Raw genomic sequence first — 19,885 nt, 5'->3', positions numbered from 1 at the left:
CGCCCCCGGTTCATTGTCGGTCCTTCCCATGGTGGGGGATAACCGACAATGGGCAGACGGGGCAGAGAGGTGGTGGCGTCGAATGGCGGCTGAGCTGACCGACGAGCAGGCAGCGGATCTCGAGGAACGACTGTTCGCGCTGTTGGCCGAGGAGACCGAGGGCTCCGAAGGGAAAGAGGACAAGAACTTCTGGACCGTCGAGCTCGTCCGGCCGCCCGGCGCGTCGACCGGTCTGCTGGCCTACATCGCGCTGGCGGAGGCCGCCATCCAAGGCTGTGTGAATCTGCTCGGCATCGGCACGACCAAACCGCCACCGATCGTCGACGACCTCATCCGCCCCGTGGTCTACGAGAATCTCGGCAAGAGCGAGTCGACCGAGGACTACCAGGACACGCTGACCAAGGTCGAGGCCCGCCAGGGCGCGTTGCTGCGGGCGGACCGCAATGTCGTCGAGATCGCGAAATATGTCTCCAGCGAAGAGGATCAGACGCTACGCGCCATCAAGGACATCGTCGGTGACCTCAACGGCAAACTCGAGGCCGTCGGCAAGAGTGAGCTGAAGCCCGCCCAGGAGATGGAGCTGCTGCGCCATCTCGCGGAAGCCGTCGCCGCGGTGCAGAACAAGCTGACCGCTGTCGCGGAGCTGAACAAGGATATGGCCGGTTCCGAGGGCGACGGCGAGGCCGAGCCCGGCAGCGGCGGCGGTGGAGCGGGTGCCGGTGGCGGGGGCGGTGACGGCGGCGGAATCGCCTCGATGCTCCCGATGCTGGCCATGCTTCCCATGATGGCCATGCCGCTGCTGAACATGGTGCCCGACCTGCTGGAGAACCTCAACGGCGAACCGGAGGACGGTGAGGGCGGCGCACAGGCTCCGGAAAGCGCACCCGCGCCGAATGATTCGCCCGCTCCGACCGATCCCCGGAACTCCGAAGCGGAGCAGCCGAACCCGGACGGGAACGAGGCCGGGGGCGAACCGGAGTCGCCACAGCCCGATTCGTCGGCGACGGGCGAAGCGGTCGGGCAACCGGCGGCCGACCCGCTCGGGCCGCTCGGACCGGTGGTCGGCGCACTGGGCCGGACCGTCCGTTCCGCGCTGCAACCGGCGGCAGCACGACCGGCATCGGACGCCGAGGACGGGGAGGACGACGCACGGTCGGCCGACGATTCATCCGAAGACGGCCTCACCGAGATCTAGCGGCGCGGGTCCGCGCGGCCATCGCCGCACGTCCGGACCTGTTCCCACCGGTGGGAATGAGTCCGATGAGACGTTCGGCTGGGTGACTTATGGTGCGGGGGAACGAGATCGGCGGAAGGGACGGGTCGAGTGTCAGGTCCGGAGGACGCGTTCTACACCGGTGTGCAGGCTTTGGGCCTGATCGCCGGCGGTATGCGCAATGAGGAGCACGCGGCAGCCGCATTCCGGGCGGCGACAGATCTGGACCCGGATATGTGCGACGCCTGGCTGGGCCGCGCGATGGCGGGTGAGGTCACCCCCGAGGTGATCTACGGAGCCTACCGCTCGGTGCACAACCTGTACCGGGACCAGCAGCGGGCCGGGCTGGTCGATCGGGCGCTCTGGTGCCAGGTCGAAATCGGGATGTACGGGCTGCGGGTGGCCATGGCCGACCGCGACCAGATCGCCATCGCGCAGGCCGCCGCCTACGGGGAGGCGGGGGAGTGGCGGGAGGCCGCCGCGATCCTGGACGAGGTGCCCGGTGACGAGGTCGCCGAGTTCGTCCGGATGTCCCTCTACTTCCGCACCGAGCGCTGGCCCGACGTGCTGGAGCTGCGGACGCGTCGGCCGCAGCTCGACGACGGCCTGCTCGATATCGCCGCCGAACTGATGGCCGCCCAGGCCATGGCGCATCTGGGCAGGTTCGGCGAGGCCCTGCCGCGGGCCCGGCGACTGGTCGAGGACAGCTCGTCGGGCAACCAGTCCTACATCTGGGCGGACGCGCACTTCCTGTACGGCATGCTGTTGCGGCACACCGGTGAGCACGAGGCCGGCGACAAGGTGCTGAAGGGTTTGCAGGGCTCCGGACTCTGGTCCGCGCGCCCGGAGTGGCAGCGTGCGGTCGAGGACAAGTCCTATCGGCTGGCGGTGACCACGCCGGCCGTGATCGCGTCCCGTACCGACGAATGGGATCCGAAGTCCGGTGACGACCCGGTCGAGGTCGCGGCCGCCGCGGCCCGGGAGGAGCGGGCGTCGCTGCTCGCCGAGGCATCGGAGCTGTTGCGGGCGCAGATCGGCATGGAATCGGTCAAGGAGCAGGTGGACCGGTTGAAATCCGGTGTGCAGATGGATCAGGTCCGCGCCAAGCGCGGCCTGGCCGTCGACTCCAAATCCCAGCACCTGATCTTCTCCGGGCCGCCCGGTACCGGCAAAACCACCATCGCGCGGGTCGTGGCCAAGATCTTCGCCGGGCTCGGGGTGGTCGAGAACGCCGATGTGGTCGAGGTGTCCCGCAACGATATGGTCGGCACCCACCTCGGCCACACCGCACCGAAGACCAATGCGCTGATCGACTCGGCGCTGGGTGGGGTGCTGTTCATCGACGAGGCGTACACGCTGATCCAGGAGGGCCTGTCGGGCGGCGACGCGTTCGGCAAGGAAGCGGTCGACACGCTGCTCGCCCGGATGGAGAACGACCGCGACAAGCTGGTGGTGATCATCGCCGGGTACGAGGACGAGATCGACCGGTTCCTGGCCTCCAACGAGGGCTTGTCCTCACGGTTCACCAAGCGGATCCGCTTCCCCAGCTACGACCCGGACGAACTGGTGCAGATCGCGGATCACATTGCCAAGAAGAAGGATTCGCTGATATCCGAGGACGCCAGGGAGATTCTACGGGAACGGTGCGCGGAGATGTCCCGGCGCGACGCCGGGGGACGGCGCATGATCGATCTGGCCGGCAACGGTCGTTTCGTTCGCAATGTGGTCGAGGCCGCCGAGGCCGAGCGGGACTACCGCTTCACCCGCGACAATGTGGATATCTCGGCCATGACCGATCAAGAGTTGATGACCGTCGACGCGTTCGACATCACGGCGGCCCTGGCGGGTTTGACACCCACCGCACCGAGGTAACGCAGTGGCCCGCTTCCGGGTGGTGTCCAAACACCAGGTTTCCGGATGGCGCTTCCTGCTCCGCCGGATCGAGCACGCTCTGGTGCGCCGCGACGCATCGATGCTGGACGATCCACAGCGCGGTCGATCGACCGCGCTCATGATCGGCCTCGCGCTGGCCTGCGTGGGTGTCGCCGGAGCGGCGGTGCTGGCGTTCTTCTCGCCTGCGAAGAAAGTGGGCGACTCGCCCATCGTGGCCGACAAGGACACCGGGGCGCTGTATGTGAACATGGGCGGCCGCATGTATCCGGCGCTCAACCTGACCTCGGCGCGGCTGATCACCGGGCAGGCGGCCGACCCGGTGCGGGTGGACGCGGGCGAGCTGGCGAAGTACCCGCGCGGACCGTGGGTCGGCATTCCCGGCGCACCGAGCCGCATGGTGGGCAGCACGGATCGCGACTCGTCCTGGGCGGTGTGCGACCGCGCGCGGGGCGGGGCCGCCGCTCCGGTGGATCCGGAGACCGGAGTGCCGACGGCGACGACCGCGCCGGTCCACACCACCGCGATCGGCGGCCCGCTCACGGTGGACGACGACGCGGTCCGGGAGTTGGAGCCGGACGAGGCGCGGCTGATGCGCAACGGCCGCACCATCTGGCTGGTGTACCGCGACGGCTCGAACGGCGCGGTGCGCGCCATGATCGACCTCGCCGATTCCGCGGTGACCCTGGCGCTCGGGCTCGACGCCACCGCACCCGTCATGCCCGCGTCCGACGGACTGATCGAGGCCATACCGGAGGTCCCGGCCCTCCGGGTGCCCGAAATCCCCGACTTCGGTACCAGCATGACCTTCTCGACCGGGTTGACGGTGCCGGTCGGGTCGGTGCTGACGGTCTCACAACCGGACCGCGGCGCGGAGTACTACCTGGTATCGGCGTCGGGTGCGGTCCGGGTGAGCCCGGTATTGGCGGCGATGGTCCGCAATTTCGATGTGCGCGGGGCCATTTCGTCGCAGACGGTGAGCCCGAGCGTGATCGCCGCGAATCTGCGGCCGGGGGACTGGCCGGGGACCGAGCACTACCCCCGCCGTCCCATCAGCCTGGTGGACACCTCGACGCACGCGGTGACCTGCCTGTCCTGGGAACGTCTCGATACGGAACCGAGTGCCATGATCGATCTTCTGGTGGGCCGCCAGCTGCCGCTCGCCCCCGATGAACAGCGGCTGCCGGTCGGACTGGTCACCGCCGCCGGCTCGGCGGGCACCACCGCCGATGCCGCCTACCTGCCGCGCACCAGCGGGCGGTTCATTCAGGTGACCGGTGATGATCCCGAGTCCGGCCTGCGGGAATCGCTGTGGTGGATCTCCGACAGCGGAGTCCGCTACGGCATCGCCGTGGAGCCCGGTCGATCGCCGTCGGCGGATCCGACACTGCGGGCGCTCAACCTCGGTACCCCGGTGCCCGCACCGTGGTCGATCGTCTCGCTGTTCGCGGTCGGGCCCACGCTGTCCGAGGTGGACGCCCGGGTCCAGCACGACGGCATTCCATCCAACGACACCGGTGCCGGCTTCGGTGGGGACGGCCGATGACCACGACGCGACGGTTCGTGCGGCCGGCCAGGATGGTGACCGGGCCGAAGGCCCCGGCGGTGGCCGAGCTCAAACTGCAACCCCCGACCGAACTGCCCCGGCCGGTGCCGCCGTCCAAGCTGAAGATGATCCTGCCCGTCGTCATGGTGGCCGCGATGGTCGGCATGATGGTGATGATGTTCCGCGGCGGGCGGGCCATGTCGCCGATGATGCTGTTCTTCCCCATGATGATGATGGTGTCGATGGTCGGCATGATGAGCGGCGGGCTGGGCGGAGGCGGCAACAAGGGCTCCTCCGCCGAGGTGAACGAGGACCGCAAGGACTATCTGCGCAGCATCACCGACCATCGCAAGACCGTGCACGACGCCGAGGCCGAACTGCATCGCTTCCTGCGGTATTCGCATCCGGGACCGGACGAGGTCGGCAAGCTCGTCGGCGGCAAGCGGATGTGGGAGATCCAGGCGCCGCACCCGCAGTTCCTGCGGGTGCGGATCGGGTTGGGGCGGATCGCCAATCAGGTACGGGTGATCGTGCCGGAGGCGGCGCCCACCTCCGATCTCGATCCGGTGGGCGTCGTCGAGATCACCCGGTTCGCCAAGGCGTATTCCACCGTCGGCGGGATGCCGGTGGCGATGAATCTGCTGTCCACTCCCCAGGTGATCTTCGACGGTGATTCGGACGCGGTGGCCGCGCTGGTTCGGTCGATGCTCGCCGAGATCGTCGTGCTGCACGGCCCGGACCAGGTGGCGGTGGCCGCCGCGCTGCGGGATCCGGACGCGCCGGAGTGGAGTTGGCTGAAATGGCTGCCGCACAGTCAACATCGCGACGCCACCGACGGCATCGGCTCCGGCCGGATGGTCTACCGCACCGTCGGTGAGATCAGGGCCAAGGTGCTGGCCCAATTCAATCGGGGACCGTTCTCCACCACCGCCGAACCCGCGGTGGACAAGAAGCATCTGGTGCTGATCGTCGATGTCGGCGGTTCTGCCAACGAACGCGATATATCCGGTATCGACGGATGCACCTGGATCCGGATCGGTGCGACGGAACAACCGCTGCCGCGGTCGCTCCGGTTCACCGTGGACGCCGACCGGACCATCCGGGAGGTGACCGCGCGGTCCACCCGGCAGGTCGGCGTCGCCGACCGGATATCGGTGTCCGCCATGACCGCGCTGGCCCGCAGCGTCTCCCCCTACCGGCTGTCGTCGGTGGTGGAGGCCGTGGCGGCCGAGCAGGCCAGCGGCGGCACCTCGTGGCAGGAGATGGTCGGCATCGCCGACCCCGGGGCGATCCGCATCGACCGGCAGTGGCCGCCGCGCCGGGACAGCGACCGGGCCAGACTGAACATTCCGTTCGGCCACGATCCGGCGGGCGCGACGGTATTCCTCGACATCAAGGAATCCGCCGAGGAGGGCATGGGCCCGCACGGAATGTGCATCGGCGCAACCGGGTCGGGCAAATCCGAGTTCCTGCGCACCCTGGTGCTGTCCGCCGTCGCCACCCATTCGCCCGATACCCTCAACCTGCTGCTGGTCGACTTCAAAGGCGGCGCGACCTTCCTGGGCTTCGACCGCCTCTCCCATGTGACGGCCGTGGTCACCAATATGGAGGAAGAGTCCGACCTGGTCACCCGTATGGAGGACGTGATCAACGGCGAGATGGCGCGTCGGCAGCGGATTCTGCGCGACGCGGGCAATTTCGCCAATGTGGCCGACTACGAGAAGGCCCGCGAACAGGGCGCGGACCTGGCGCCCTTGCCCACCCTGTTCATCATTCTCGACGAGTTCGCCGAATTGCTGGAGCAGTACCCGGATTTCGCCAAGCTGTTCGTGGCGATCGGGCGGCTGGGCCGGTCGCTGCGCATCCACCTGCTGCTGTCCTCGCAGAAGGTGCCCTCCAACCGGATGGGTGAACTCGAGGCGCACCTGTCGTACCGAGTGGCGTTGCGCACCAACCAGACCAGCGACTCACGCGATGCGATCGGCACCGCGGACGCCTACCACCTGCCGAAGAAGCCCGGATCCGGATACCTGCGTGTCGGCGCCGGTGAACTCCAGCGGTTCCAGGCCGCGTACGTCGGCGACCCGTGGACCGCGCCGTCCCCGACCTCGGCCGGGTCCGCGACCCCGAATCGGGCCCGCAGGCCCGGCGGGGGCTACCGGCCGCCGCAGCTGTTCACGGCGGCCGCCGTCGCCGACATCCGGCCGCCGGTGCCCGAACCGGAGCAGCCCGCGACGCCGGAGCCGGAGCCGGAGGGCGAGCCGGTCACCGTGATGGAGACGGTGCTGCAACAGTTGGCCGGGCACGGCCGGCCGGCGCACAAGATGTGGTTGCCGCCGTTGAACGTGGCGCCCACGCTGGATCGGCTCGTTTCCGCCGTCGAGCCGGGCGGCTTGCGGGTACCGCTGGCGATCGTCGACAAGCCGCGCCAGCAGCGCCAGGACGTGTGGTCGATGGATCTGTCCGGTGCGGGCGGGCACGCGGCCATCGTCGGCGGGCCGCAATCGGGCAAGTCCACCGCGTTGCAGACGCTCATCCTGTCCGCGGCCCTCACCCACACCCCGGAACAGGTGCAGTTCTACTGCCTGGACTTCTCCGGTGGTCTGGCGGCGCTGCGGAATCTCCCGCACGTGGGTTCGGTGGCGCTGCCCCGGGACGCGGACCGAATCCGGCGCACCATCGCGTTGGTGAACAATCTGCTGGCGAGTCGGCAGGCCCTGTTCGCCGAACTCGGCATCGACAGCATGCGTGAGTTCCGGCGGCGATTGGCCGCGCCGGAGACCGCGGCCGAGTTGACCGCCCGCGATCAGCACGGCGACGTCTTCCTGGTCGTCGACGGCTGGGACATCGGGTTCACGATCACCGGGCCGTACTACGACGAGTACATGCCGACGCTGGAAGCCCTTGCCCTGCAGGGCCTGAACTACGGCATCCACCTGGTGATCAGCAGCTCGCGCTGGGCCGCGATCCGGCCCGCGATGAAGGACATGCTGCAGACCCGCGTGGAACTGCGGCTCGGCGATCTCACCGACACCGTCTTCAACTCGCACCGGAGCCTGGTCGCCGCGATTCCGCCGAACCGGCCGGGGCGCTGCATCTCCGTCGACGCCCTGCACATGTTGACCGCGCTGCCCCGGATCGACGGGGTGAGCGAGGCCGACACCGCGGCCGAGGGCTTGACGGCCGCGATCGACCATCTGTCCCGGGTCTACGCCGGACGCAAGGCACCCGCGGTGAAATTGCTGCCGTCTCGGATCGGCTGGAACGAGATCCACGCCGACCGTCCGGCCCCGCAGACGCTCGCACAGCGGCTGGTGCTGCCGTTCGGGGTGCGGGAATCCGATCTCAGTGTCGCGGCCGTCGATTTCGGGGTGTCCACGCACATGATCGTGCTCGGCTCCTCCGGCAGCGGGAAGTCCACGGTGATCGCGGCATTCCTGGAATCGATCCGGCGGCAGTTCACCCCGGACCAGGCCCGCGTGCTGCTCGTCGACTATCGCCGTCGGCACATGGATGCGATCAGCGATGAACAGCGGATCGGATACCTGACCACGGAACGCGATCTCGCCGACGGGCTGCCGGGATTCGCCGCCAAGATGCGCAGCCGCCGCGCCCCGAACGACGTCACCTCGCAACAGCTCAAAGAGCGGTCCTGGTGGAGCGGGCCCGAGATCTTCCTGGTCATCGACGATTACCACATGGTGGCGCAGCGCGGCATGATGAATCCCCTCGACCCGATCAAGGACATCATCGTGGACGGCCGCGACACCGGCCTGCACGTCATCGCGGCACGCAATATCGCGCAGGCCGACTCCGCGCTGTACGACAACATTCTCGGTCAGATGAAGAACCTGAACTCATCCGGCCTGATCATGGACGGATCCAAGCTCGACGGCATTCTGATCGGCGACGTGAAGCCCACGAAACAGCCGGCCGGCCGCGGGATCTTCGTCGAACCTTTACATGCGCGCAAAGACCTGGTGCAAGCGGCCTGGGAGCAGGAATAGGAACGACGAGAACCGATTTCGCGCGCGATTCGCGGAACTATCCCCACTGTTGGGGATGCCTTAACGTTCTGACTGTGCAGCCCGAAAGGGGCAGCATCCGTCGATAGGAGTTCATGCGATGACGCTGCACATTTCTCCGGAGCATCTTCCTGTCACCAGTGCCGAATTAGCCGTCGCGGAGACGACTCTCGTCGGCTCCATGTCGGCCGCCGCGGCGGTCGCCGCGCCTTTTCCCGCCGCCGTGGACCCGGTGAGCGTCCTGTCGGCGGCGGCGTTCGCCGGCTACGCCGCCCCGTTCTTCGAGACCACCGTGACCGGAGCCGGACATCTGCTGGCCGGTGCGCAGGAGCTGGTGCCGATCAGTGTCAACTACCAGGGCACGGATACCACCGGCGGCGCGGTGGTCACACCGCGCGGCGCCGCCTTCAACGGTTGACCTGGAGTGTCCCGTGGGCTTTCCGCTGACCTTCCTGTTCGCGGCGCTGCCGCCGGAATTCAATTCGTACATGCTGTCGACCGGTCCGGGACCGTCGCCCATGCTCGCCACCTCGGCTGGATACCGGCAACTGGCCAATGTGCTCGCTGGTACGGCCGCGGCCTCCGACGGGTCGATGAATTCGATGTCGTTCGCGTGGGCCGGGCCCTCGGCGACGGCCGCGTCGACCGCGTTTCGCACCCACGCCGCCTGGCTGCGGCAACAGGCCGTGGTCGCCGAACAGGTATCGCAGCATGCCGCCGGCGTCGCCGGGGCATATGCGGGAGCCATGGGGACGATGCCGCCGCTGCCGTCGATCCTGGCGGTCAAGGCGGTGATCGAGACCTGCAGGGCGGCCACTCTCGCGGGGGCGGCCTCGGCCCCGACCACCGCCGTGCTGGCGGCCGCCGAAGCGGTCTACGCGACCATGTGGGTCGCGGCGTCGACCTCGATGATCAACTACAGCGGGCAAGCGTCCGCCCATGTGGCGGCGCTCCCGCCACCGATCCAGCCACCGCCGATCGTCGCCGGCACCGGCCCGGTCTCCCCGTACATGTCCACGGCTCCGACCATCGGGCCGGCACCGGCTCCCGGGCCTTCCGCCACTCCGAAGACGACCGTCGGTCCGGGCGGCGGGTCCACCGCCGGTAACCCGACCGGCGGCAACTCGGGCGGTGGTCAGAGCGGGTCCTCGCCGAACACCGGCGATCCGGGGCAAGGACCCTCGCAGTCGACCCCGCAGGCCGACAACCCACTACCCGACGTCGAGCAGGCGGTGTCGTCGGCGGCGGACCAGATGAACGAGCCCGGACTACCCGACATGGCCGATTTCGGAATTTCGGAACACGGCGGTGAATCCATGGGCCAGCCGGGTTTTCCGGGCACGTCGATGGGGTCGACCACCCTCGCCGCCTTGAGTGGCGGTGCGGGCGGCATGGTGGCGATGGGACTGGTCCGGGGCGGCTTCGGCTCCATGTCGGGGCTGGCGACCGGATTCCGGATGCCGTCCAACTGGCCCCCCGGCGTCGGCACCGCCTTCGGGGCACCGGCTGCGGGTGCGTCGGGCGCACCGGCCTCCCGCAGTGCACCACGCCGCGGGGTCACCGCGCCCACGGCGAGAATGCGTCGTCGTCGCGACGACGAGAAGAAGTCGAGCAAGGCATACGTCCCGGGAGAACCCCAGGAGGTGCCGATCCTCGAGAAGCCACCCGTGATCGGCGTCATCGAGTACGCCGGCGACGAGGCCGACTCGTCACACGAGGGCGTTCCCGGTGACGTACACCGCGGCCTAGTGGTAACAACAGAGGAAGGAAAGCCCAATGGCACTTAATGCTGATCCCGATGTACTGATTCCCGCCGCCAGGAGCGCGATGGCCCTGCAGGGAAATCACGAAGGCTATCTGAAGGCGCTGCTCGGCGTACAGGACGAGCTGGCGGCGGCGATCGTCAGCGAGGGTGCCGGTACGGCCGTTCGGGAGGCCATGACGAACGCGCACCAAAAGGGCCATGATCTCGCCGTGAAATTGCAGGAGATCATCCAGACCCTGCAGGACACCGGCATCAGGATCGATGTCAGCGACATGGACGCGGCCGCCCAGGTCCGGAATGCGACATCGCTCGGCACCAATGGCGTGGTGGATGTCGCAGCACCCTCCGGCAGCACGTCAATAAATTACAACTGGTAAGGCCGAACCCCTTCACGAACCGAACATTAATTCACGAATAGCATACGAGGTCGATTGTCATGGCAATGACATACAACTATCAAGCCGTCGATACCACCACCTTGACGTTCCAGCAGATCGCGGGAGCGATCGACGAGAACAATCGGAGCCTGATCAGTCTGGAGAGCGGGCTCAAGGGCTCCTTCACTGGTGAAGCGGCGGAGAACGGCTGGCATCCGCAGATCGATCTGCTGCTGAAGAAGATCGGCGAATACAGCGCGGCCCTGCAGTCGCTGAGGACGGCCATCGCAGCGGCCGGTGGTGCGGGCGGTCTGATGAACATTACGGACAAGGACGCGGGATCGAGGTTCCTTGCTATCGGCATCTAGGCGCGATGGCATCGACCACCGGGTGGCGGAGTGGAATCGGATCCGGTAGCGGTAGATCTGAATGTCGATGCCGCCCTGCTGCTTCAGCAGTTGGTCGGCATCGACTCCTACCCCGTGGTGCTCGCGCTGATGCCCAACATCTACCGCGTCGAGGATCGCGACCGGGTGCACGCGGTCGTGCGTGAGCAGCTCGCCGAGGCGGGCGTGCTCCTGGGCGACCGGGTGCACCCACAGGTCGCGCACTGGCTGGAGTGCCTGTACCGACCGGACGTGGAACTCGCCGCACGGATCATCGACACCGGGGCCGACGAGGTTCCGGCGGGTGTGCTGCGCATGTCGCTGGTCCGCCGGGACGAGACCCATGTGCTGGCGTTGCGGTACGACGACCACGTGGTGATCCAGCCGGTCTTCAATGAAGCCCGCGACCTGCGCGCGGTGGCCGGTGCGTTGCTCGCGGCGTTGGGGTCGTGCCCCGCACTGGAATTCGAGCCGGTGACCGCCGAGCCGGAGGAATTCGTCGGTGAGTCGTCCGACGGCGCGAGCGAGTGGAAGCAGCGATTGCTGGAGTTGGGCGCGGTTCCGCATACCGCGGGTGTGCTGAGCCGGGTGTTCGAAGAGGTGCTGCGGCGGGCGGAGGTGGTGGTCGTCGAACATCACGACGGCGGGTCCACCGAGACCGGCGTCTGTATGAGCGTTTTCGACACCGAGTTCGGCCGGGTCGTCGCGACACCCGGAGTCGGTTACGACGGGCAGCAATGGGCGACCTTCGCACCGGGTGACGACGCCACCGTCGCGGCGGGGGTCGCCGCCCTGGTCGAGATGCTGCCGGGCCGCAGCTGGTTCGACACCAGCCGGGTCTGAACGGGCATCGGCGAGGGAACGAATGAACGTGCGAGGAAGAGGCACATGGTGAATCGACCACCGACTGTCAACGGGCGGGGGGCCGACTCGGGTCGTCCGCTGGGCGGGTACGGCACGTACCTGCTCCCCGATTCCACCGGTTCCGATGCCGCGGGACAGCGGGCGGCTCCCACGGGACCGGGCGACACCCGGTCCGGTGCCGACGCGTCCATCGCCCCGGATGTGTCCGCCGCGCCGTCGAGTCCGCAGCAGCCGAACCCGCAGCAGCCGAGTTCACAGCCGCAGAGCCCGGCCGGTACCGCGGCTCTCACGTCCGCACAGGCGATGGCGCCGCAACACTCCACCGTGCGGGCCCCCGCGCAGGGCGTGGCGCAACCGCCGAATCCGACCGGCGCCGCCACACCGGCATACGCCGGGTCCCCCGTGCATGCGTCCACCGCGCCACCGCCCACCGGGGCCTACCAGCAGGGCCGCGCATCGCGAGACGCGGACCACGGCGCGGTCGGGTCCGGTGGCGGGTCCGCCGCCTCGACGGCCGGTACGGCCGCGTCGGAGGCTTCCGGCGCCGCCGAGCAGGCGGGACGAGACGTGACGAAGTGGTCGGCCGCCGGTGGACTCGAGCCCGAGGTCACCATGGGTGTGGAGCCGATCGGGCAGCGGTCCGAGCCAGCGGGCCGCGTAGAGGTCATCTCGGCCTCGCAGGCCGCCTCACACCTGCTGGCGGAGATCACCGCGACCAATCGCGCCACCCTGCGGGCATCGACCGGCGTGCGCGGCGCGCTCAACAAGGTGGGCTTCCGTTTCGGACTGTCACCGGCCGAGCAGCGCGCCGAGGACCGGCGCACCCGCATCCGGCGGCAGATACCCGGCACCTACCAGATCGCGGTGGTCAGCGTGAAGGGCGGCGTCGGCCGGACCACGACCGCGGCGACCCTCGGATCGACCTTCGCCTCCATCCGCTACGACCGGGTGGTCGCGGTGGACGCCAACCCGGACTTCAGCGACCTCGGCACCCGGACCGTCCGGCATCCGTACGGGCTCACCCTGCGCGATCTGGCGCAGGCCCGGGACCTGCGGGCGTTCTCGGCGGTGCAGGCGTACACCACCACGAACAACGCCAATCTGGTGGTGGTCGCGTCGCCGTGGGCGACCGACGCCACCCGGCCGCTGAGCGGGGAGGAGTACGCCGCGGCCGTGCAGACCCTGCGCGTGCACTACAACCTGGTCCTGGTCGACTGCGGTACCGGTGTTTTCGACTCGGCGACCAATAGCGTGCTGGCCAGCAGCGATGCCGTTCTGGTGGTCACCCCGGCCACGGTGGGCGGGGTGACCGGTGCGGTGGCGACACTGAACTGGCTCGGCTCGCACGGCCTCGAGCGTCTGGTCCACCGGTCGAGCGTAGCCATCGTGCACCAGCACCCGGTGAAGCCGAACGTCGACGTGGCCGCGATCGAGCAGCTCTTCGCGACCGCGGAACGGCCCACGTTCACACTGCCCTACGACGCGCATCTGGCCGAGGGCGGCGAGATCGATCTGCGGCTGCTGGGCAGCGACACCGTGCTGGCCTTCGAGGAACTGGCCGCGGCGCTGTCCGACGGGTTTCCGACATTCCGGGGGGCGACACGGTGACCGCCGTCGCCTCGCCGCCCGCGGACGCGGCGACCTCGGCGGAAGTGGCCCGGGTACGGGTGGCGGTCATGGTCGCCACCTACCAGGTGGATGTCGTGGTACCCACCAAGTTCGCGGTGGAGACCTTCATCGACGATCTGCTCGAGGTGCTGGCCGCGGCGGTCGAGGACGACGACGTCGACTTCACCCCGCCGGTCGGGCAGTGGAGCCTGGCCCGGCCCGGGCAGTTGCCGATTCCGCGCTGGCGCAGCCTCGCCGACCACGACATCGCCGACGGCGCCGTGCTGGTGCTGACGCCGGTCGAATCCGCGGAGGTGTTCCGGCCGATCGTCGAGGACATCACCGACGCGCTCGCCCTGATCAACGAGCGCGAATTCGCCGAGTACGACGCCGGAACATCGGCGGTGGTCGGCTTCGGAGTGCTGGTGGCCGGTGCGGCGTCGATCGCGGGCATGTTGACCTGGTCGTGGTTGCAGAGCGGATCGATTCTGTGGTGCGCGGTGCCCGCTCTGCTGCTGGGCGCGGCGTTCTGGGGCGCGGCGGTCGTCGCGGGCCAGCGGTTTGCCGCACCGCGCGCCTGCCTGGGATCGGCCCTGGCGGCGCTGGTGCTGCTGTTCGCGGGCGGCGCCATGCTGGTGCCGACGGAATACGACGAGACCGGACGGTTCACCGCGGCCAATCTGGCGGCCGGCGCCGTGGTCGCGGCCGTCGCCGCGGCGACCATGATGCGCGTGACCCGGGTGGGGATCGCGACGCTGGTCTCGGTGACCGCACTCGGCATCGTCAGCGCCGTCGCGGCGTTGCCCGCGGCCTATCTGGAGCTGTCCGCGAGTCAGGTGGCGGCCGGGGCGGTGCTGGTCATCGTGATGCTGCTGGGCTCGGCGCCGCGGGTGGCGGCGGTGATCGCCCGGATCCGGCCGCCCGATCTGCCCGACCCGGGCAACGAGGTGGCGCCGGCGACGCTCACCGACATCTTCGACGCCGAATCCGGTAACGAGAGCCAACCGGACGACCCGCAGCGGCGGCGCATCGAGGCCACCTTCGAATCCCGGGCCAGGCTGGCGGTGACGAGCCTGCGCGGGCTGGTCGTCGCGCTGTCGCTGTCGTTGTCCGTCGCCACGGTGCTGACGGCCGCGATGCACCCCGGAAAGATCCGTGAGATCGTGCTCGCGCTGGCGGTGGCGGGAATTCTGGCGATGCGGGCGCGCTGGTATCCGGATCGCGTGCAGGCCATCGCGCTGGTGACCGGATCGGCGGCGACGGTGATCGGGCTGGGCATCGTGCTCGTCGGCGTGCACGACACCGTCGGCGTCCGGCTGCTGGTCGCGGCCATCGTCCTGGTGGCGGCGGTGCTGGCGTGTCTCGCGGCGGTTCGGCTGCCGAATGTCCGGCTGTCCCCGGTCACCAGGCGCGTGACCGATCTGTTCGAATACCTGCTGTTGCTGCTCGTGCCGATTCTGGCGTTCTGGATCATGGGCATCTACGCGGCGATGAGGGCGATCTGATGCGCACGACCGGATGCGCGGTGGCGCTGGTGGCGGCCGCTCTGTTCACTGGTGCGGCGCCCGCGGCGGCCGTCGAGCCGCCGCAGGTCGTCGTCGGCCCGCCACCGGCGGAGGAGCCGCCGAGGCCGGAGTTCCCGATGAAACAGGACAAGGGCTGCGTGGCCGCCGGTCTCCTGCCCGGAACCGATCCGGCGCGGCAGCCTCCGGCCGACACCGCCCTGAACCTGTCCCGAGCCCGGGAATTGAGCCGGGGCGCGGGCGTCACCGTTGCCGTGATCGATACCGGGGTGAAGCCGAGCCACCGGCTGCGCGACGTCGTCGGAGGCGGGGACTACGTCGCCGACGGCGGCGAGGGCCTGTCCGACTGCGACGCGCACGGCACCCTGGTGGCCGGCATCATCGCCGGCACCGCCGACCCTACCGACGGTTTCACCGGCGTCGCCCCGGAGGCCCGGATTCTGTCCATCCGGTACCGGTCCGCGGCGTTCACCGCCGAGGATCCGCAGCACTTCCGGCCGGCCGCGGAGGCGGCGGTGCGGGTCCGCGCGCTGGCCCGTGCCATCGTGCACGCGGCCCGGCAGGGTGCGGGTGTGATCACCGTGGCGCTGCCGATCTGCGTGCCGGTGCGGGAGGCGGTCGATCAGTCCGAGCTCTCGGCGGCCATCGGCTACGCCGTCCGGGTGCGCGGCGCCCTGATCGTCGCCAGCGCCGGTGATACCGGCGGCCCGAAATGCAATCAGCAGAATCCAGGGGTCGACCCCACCGATCCGGTGGACCCGCGCGGCTGGCGACGGGTGCAGACCATATCCACACCCGGATGGTTCACCCCCGAGGTGCTCACCGTCGGCGTCACCACCACCGCCGGCGCCGCGCTGGACAGTTCGCTCGCCGGGCCCTGGGTCTCGGTGGCCGCACCGGGTACCGGAATCGTGTCGCTCGGTCCCGGTGGCGGCGTCGTCAGCGGGGTCGGGGATCCGGCCGCGCTGTCCGAGATCGGCGGTGCGTCGTTCGCCACCGCCTACGTCAGCGGTGTCGCCGCGCTGCTGCGGTCGCGGTTCCCGGGCGAGACGCCGGCCGAGATCGCGACACGCCTGCAGGCCAGCGCTCACTCACCGGCGCGCGGTGTGGACAATGTGGTCGGCGCCGGGCTCATCGATCCGCTGGCGGCGCTCAGCTATCGGTCACCGCCCGGCAGACCGGAAGGACTGTTCCAGTCCGCGCCGCTGGCCGTGGAACCGCCCGAACGACCGCGAGACCTGCGCCCGGCGATCACCGCGACAGTGGTCATCGCCGGTGCCGTCCTGCTGGGTCTGGCGGCGAGTTTCGGCCCCGGGTTCGCCGGGATCCGGCGATCCGGAACACAGTCGACGAGGTCGCGGTGACCGTATCGTTCCGCGGCGCCGGTCCGAGCGGCAACCCGGCCCCGCGACTTCCCTTCGGCGCCGAACCCGGACCGGTCGCCGGGGCGGTGTTCATCGCCGTCCTCCTGGTGGTCGTGCTGTCCCGCACCCACCCGTGGTGGGTCGCCGCGCTCGTCCTGGTGCTGTGGTCGACCGTCGTCGTGGTGCCGGTGGGGCAGCGCACCGGCTACCGGTGGCTGCGCGACTGGATCGGCTACCGCGCCGGTCGATCGGCCCGCTCGCACGAACTCGTGCGACCGAAGCCGGTGGTGGACGTGCGCGTGGCCGCGGGGGTCTGCGGCATCCGGCGTGGGGACACCTCCCTGATCGCGATGATCCAACTGGCCCCGAATCTGGATCTGCCGACGATCATCGGCGCGGGCACCACCTATACCGAGGACACCGTGCCGGTGCCGGTGCTCGCCGAAATGCTCGACCAGTACGGCATCACGATCGATATCGACATCGTGACTACTGGCCGCCGGGTCCGGTCCGTGGGAAGCTACGGCATGCTGTACGACCAGCTGATCGGCACCGACCCGGCGGTCGGGGACCGGCTGACCTGGCTGGTGCTGCGCCTGGACGTCGAACGCAACCTCGAGCCGCTGGCACGGCGTGGTTCGGCGGCGGCCGCGGCGCCGAAAGCGCTTGCCTCCGCGGCACATCGAGTCGCGGCCCGGCTTCGCGAGATCGAGATCGCCGCGCACCCGCTGCCCGCCGAGGACATGCAGGCGGCGACTCGGTTGCTGCACACCGGATTCGAATTGACCGACCTGCGGGAGAGCTGGCGCATGCTGGTCGGCCCGGTGCCGACCCGGCACGTCACCAGCTACGAGATCGATCTCGCGCGGATCGACGATGCCCTGGATTCCTGCTGGACGTGGCACACCGGCCGGACGACCCTCACGGTGGCATTGACCAGCCGGGCCGGCGGGTCGGGCACGGGTGCCGCCGAAGACCGCGAGGTCGAGGTGCGCGCCCTGGCCCGCTATGTCGGCCCGGGGCCGGAGGTGGGCCGCCCCGGGTACCTGCATCCGCTGACGGGTCGCCAGGGCGCCGCGCTACTGGCATCGCTGCCGGTCGGCGGCCGCGATCAGCTGCACCGTATCGGCCGCCCGCGCCGCGTCGATCCGGTGGTGTGGCGGGTCGGGGCGGAGCTCGAGGAGGCGGCGGCGCGACTGCGCATGCCCATCGGCCCCAGCGGGCAGATTCTCGGTGCGATCAGTGGCCGGTCCGAACACAATCTCGCACTGCCCCTGTACGATCCGGTGCGGTACAACCAGCGGCGGCGCACCGTCGACGTGCACGCGGAGCTGCTGATCGCCCAGCAGATCGTGCTCCGTACCGTGGCCGTCGGCGCCGATGTCGAGATCCATTCGAGCCGCCCGGCGGAGTGGCAGCATCTGGTGGACGCGGTCGGAGATCCCCGGTCGTTGCGCCTGTCCGGTGCGCACGGCCCGATCGGGGCGCGGGGCGGCGCGGAGCCCGGAGTCGGCCCGGCGACCGTGGCGGTCTTCGACCAGCTCGTGCCGGATACCACGGCAGCGCCCACCACGATCGTCATCAACGCACCCGGTGGACCGCGGCAGCGGTCCGCCGACCTGTCCATCGATCAGACCGGCGAGGCCGCGATCGATGTCGGTATCCCGATGCACACCGTGCGGATCGACCTGATCGCGCCGATCGGCGAGGACCGGTTCCTGACCGGTGTCGACGAATCCGCCGGTACCTCGTTCCCGGACCGGCAGGGTCCGGTACCCGAACTAGCGGGCGCCCGTTCCGCGTCCAGCTCGGATGGAAAGTAGGTCGAATATCGTGTCAGCGGAGGCGGAACCCCGAAATGGTGGCGGCGGTGAGGAACTGACGCCCCGACAGTTGGCGGCGTCGGTGTTCTCGAAGCGGCTCGCCGAACTCGTCGCGGAATCGGTCGTGTCCACCGAGGACGACGGTCCGGTGCGGTCGCTGACGTTGTATTCACTGGCACAGCACTTGGAGCTGGCCTACCCGGACGTGCCGATATCGCAGTCCGGCCTCTACCGCCTCATCCACGGCGAGGCCATCCCGCGCTTGGATCTGATCGTCGCGCTGGCGCGCGTATTCGATGTCGCGCCAGAGTATTTCATCACCGACAGCAATCCGTAGCCGGTGGCGTTCTCACGTTTGGGAACGGGCGGCGACCGGGAGATCGATACGATTCTCGGCATGCCCGACGAGGAACCGGGAGATGTCTTCCTCCGCCATCGGAGCGTGGTCCTGGCCGCGCTGTTGCCGGGCTCGTCCGGGTCGAAGCCGGCACCGGAACAGCAAGTGCCCGAAGCGGTTCCGTCGGGCTCGGCCGCGCCGCCCCCGGATGCCGCGGACCGCGAGCTGTCGGAGGCGGAAACCGTTCCGGAACCGCGCCGGTCCACCGGGGCGGGGAGCCCGGCTGCGGTCCGCCCGCGTTCGGCCCGGAGGTCCTCGGCCAGTGAGCAGATCAACGCGCTGTTGAACGGCTCGGGGCCGATCGAACCCAGAGCACAGGATTTCCCCGATCCGGTCCGGGTGCCGCCGGAACGCCGCGATACCGCGGCACCGCCGAAACGGCCGGCGGAGCCGGTCGGCAAGGACCGGTTCGACGACCTGCTGCGGCCGGCGGCCGGCGGTCGGCTGGGTGCGTTGACCCAGCGGATCGCGCCCCAGCTGCGTAAACCCAAGGTGCTGCTGTCCGTCGGTGCGGTGCTGGCCGTCCTGCTGCTGGTCGTGCTCATCACCACCGGCGGAGAGCAGCAGTCGGGGCAACCGCTGGTCGTGACCTCGGCGGCGCCGACGCCCGCGCCGGCGCCGGCCGAGCCGACCGAGGAGGTGAGCCGCGGGAAGCCGATCGAGGTGGCGTCGGCGACCAGCCATTGTCCGCCGGGCAGCACCGACGGCATGGACGCCTTCTCGGGTGAAGCGGGCAAGGCGTGGTCGTGCGTGCGGGCCTATCGTGTCGACGGTCAGGTGCTGACCATCGACCTGGGCGGGACCTATCTCGTCGAATCCATCTCGATCGTGCCCGGCTGGGACCACATCCGCGCCGACGGTGTGGACGAATGGGCCAGGCACCGGACGGCGAGCAGGGTGTCGTACCAGTTCGACAACGAGAACTTCACCACCTACACCCAGGAGACCCTCGATCAGCGCGGCGTCGTGACCACCGAGATCGACCCGCCGGTGCGGGCATCGGAGGTCGTTCTGACGATTCTCGAATCGAGCGGCGATCGATCGCTGAACGACACCGCCGTGTCCTCGATCGTGATCACCGGAAAGAAGCAGGGGTAGGTTCGG

15 protein-coding genes are annotated in these 19,885 nt (G+C 69.5%); all 15 read left to right on the top strand.

Annotated elements, in window-relative coordinates; genetic code table 11:
• Positions 1–82 precede the first annotated feature (82 nt).
• A complete protein-coding gene (locus tag QMO76_RS05300) occupies positions 83–1,195 on the top strand; it encodes a hypothetical protein (RefSeq protein ID WP_306360039.1) in 1,113 nt (370 codons plus the stop codon).
• A 129-nt stretch (positions 1,196–1,324) separates the two neighbouring features.
• Positions 1,325–3,085, top strand: a complete 1,761-nt coding sequence (gene eccA, locus QMO76_RS05295; protein WP_306360038.1) for a type VII secretion AAA-ATPase EccA — start codon at positions 1,325–1,327, stop codon at positions 3,083–3,085.
• Between the two features lie 4 nt (positions 3,086–3,089).
• Positions 3,090–4,649, top strand: coding sequence for a type VII secretion protein EccB (gene eccB, locus QMO76_RS05290; RefSeq protein WP_306360037.1), 1,560 nt, complete (start codon positions 3,090–3,092; stop codon positions 4,647–4,649).
• A complete protein-coding gene (gene eccCa / locus QMO76_RS05285; protein ID WP_306360036.1) occupies positions 4,646–8,656 on the top strand; it encodes a type VII secretion protein EccCa in 4,011 nt (1,336 codons plus the stop codon). The genes eccB and eccCa overlap by 4 nt, the downstream gene beginning before the upstream one ends.
• Before the next feature lie 118 nt (positions 8,657–8,774).
• The gene (locus QMO76_RS05280) at positions 8,775–9,092 is read left to right on the top strand and encodes a PE domain-containing protein (protein WP_306360035.1); all 318 of its coding nucleotides are present in this window, start codon (positions 8,775–8,777) and stop codon (positions 9,090–9,092) included.
• A gap of 13 nt (positions 9,093–9,105) precedes the next feature.
• Positions 9,106–10,461 carry a PPE family protein gene (locus tag QMO76_RS05275; RefSeq protein WP_306360034.1) on the top strand — a complete coding sequence of 452 codons (1,356 nt, stop codon included), beginning with the start codon at positions 9,106–9,108 and terminating at the stop codon, positions 10,459–10,461.
• Positions 10,451–10,816: a hypothetical protein gene (locus QMO76_RS05270; protein ID WP_306360033.1), complete on the top strand. Its 366-nt coding sequence runs from the start codon at positions 10,451–10,453 to the stop codon at positions 10,814–10,816. The genes QMO76_RS05275 and QMO76_RS05270 overlap by 11 nt, the downstream gene beginning before the upstream one ends.
• 65 nt (positions 10,817–10,881) lie before the next feature.
• Complete coding sequence (locus QMO76_RS05265) at positions 10,882–11,184, top strand: hypothetical protein (RefSeq protein ID WP_306360032.1); 303 nt, start codon at positions 10,882–10,884, stop codon at positions 11,182–11,184.
• Between the two features lie 30 nt (positions 11,185–11,214).
• On the top strand, positions 11,215–12,045 hold the full coding sequence (locus tag QMO76_RS05260; RefSeq protein ID WP_306360031.1) for an ESX secretion-associated protein EspG: 831 nt from the start codon (positions 11,215–11,217) through the stop codon (positions 12,043–12,045).
• A 45-nt stretch (positions 12,046–12,090) separates the two neighbouring features.
• A complete protein-coding gene (locus QMO76_RS05255) occupies positions 12,091–13,674 on the top strand; it encodes a MinD/ParA family protein (RefSeq protein WP_306360030.1) in 1,584 nt (527 codons plus the stop codon).
• The gene (eccD, locus tag QMO76_RS05250; RefSeq protein WP_306360029.1) at positions 13,671–15,179 is read left to right on the top strand and encodes a type VII secretion integral membrane protein EccD; all 1,509 of its coding nucleotides are present in this window, start codon (positions 13,671–13,673) and stop codon (positions 15,177–15,179) included. Before QMO76_RS05255 ends, eccD begins: the two co-directional genes overlap by 4 nt.
• Positions 15,179–16,561 (top strand): type VII secretion-associated serine protease mycosin, encoded by a 1,383-nt coding sequence (gene mycP, locus QMO76_RS05245; RefSeq protein ID WP_306360028.1) that lies wholly within the window; start codon positions 15,179–15,181, stop codon positions 16,559–16,561. Before eccD ends, mycP begins: the two co-directional genes overlap by 1 nt.
• A complete protein-coding gene (gene eccE, locus QMO76_RS05240) occupies positions 16,558–18,384 on the top strand; it encodes a type VII secretion protein EccE (protein ID WP_306360027.1) in 1,827 nt (608 codons plus the stop codon). The genes mycP and eccE overlap by 4 nt, the downstream gene beginning before the upstream one ends.
• A 10-nt stretch (positions 18,385–18,394) precedes the next feature.
• The gene (locus QMO76_RS05235) at positions 18,395–18,721 is read left to right on the top strand and encodes a helix-turn-helix domain-containing protein (protein WP_306360026.1); all 327 of its coding nucleotides are present in this window, start codon (positions 18,395–18,397) and stop codon (positions 18,719–18,721) included.
• 60 nt (positions 18,722–18,781) lie between these two features.
• Positions 18,782–19,879: a discoidin domain-containing protein gene (locus QMO76_RS05230; protein ID WP_306360025.1), complete on the top strand. Its 1,098-nt coding sequence runs from the start codon at positions 18,782–18,784 to the stop codon at positions 19,877–19,879.
• The last annotated feature ends 6 nt before the right edge of the window (positions 19,880–19,885 follow it).

Origin of the sequence: Nocardia sp. CC227C (assembly GCF_030767025.1) — a bacterium.
Taxonomy (GTDB): Bacteria; Actinomycetota; Actinomycetes; order Mycobacteriales; family Mycobacteriaceae; genus Nocardia.
This window is presented reverse-complemented; position numbering and strand designations above follow the sequence as displayed.

Bases quoted from the DNA above. Each gene is read 5' to 3' on its own strand.
- QMO76_RS05300 (WP_306360039.1), top strand. From the start codon at position 83: ATGGCGGCTGAGCTGACCGACGAGCAGGCAGCGGATCTCGAGGAACGA.
- eccCa (WP_306360036.1), top strand. From the start codon at position 4,646: ATGACCACGACGCGACGGTTCGTGCGGCCGGCCAGGATGGTGACCGGG.
- QMO76_RS05280 (WP_306360035.1), top strand. From the start codon at position 8,775: ATGACGCTGCACATTTCTCCGGAGCATCTTCCTGTCACCAGTGCCGAA.
- QMO76_RS05270 (WP_306360033.1), top strand. From the start codon at position 10,451: ATGGCACTTAATGCTGATCCCGATGTACTGATTCCCGCCGCCAGGAGC.
- QMO76_RS05265 (WP_306360032.1), top strand. From the start codon at position 10,882: ATGACATACAACTATCAAGCCGTCGATACCACCACCTTGACGTTCCAG.
- QMO76_RS05255 (WP_306360030.1), top strand. From the start codon at position 12,091: ATGGTGAATCGACCACCGACTGTCAACGGGCGGGGGGCCGACTCGGGT.
- mycP (WP_306360028.1), top strand. From the start codon at position 15,179: ATGCGCACGACCGGATGCGCGGTGGCGCTGGTGGCGGCCGCTCTGTTC.
- QMO76_RS05230 (WP_306360025.1), top strand. From the start codon at position 18,782: ATGCCCGACGAGGAACCGGGAGATGTCTTCCTCCGCCATCGGAGCGTG.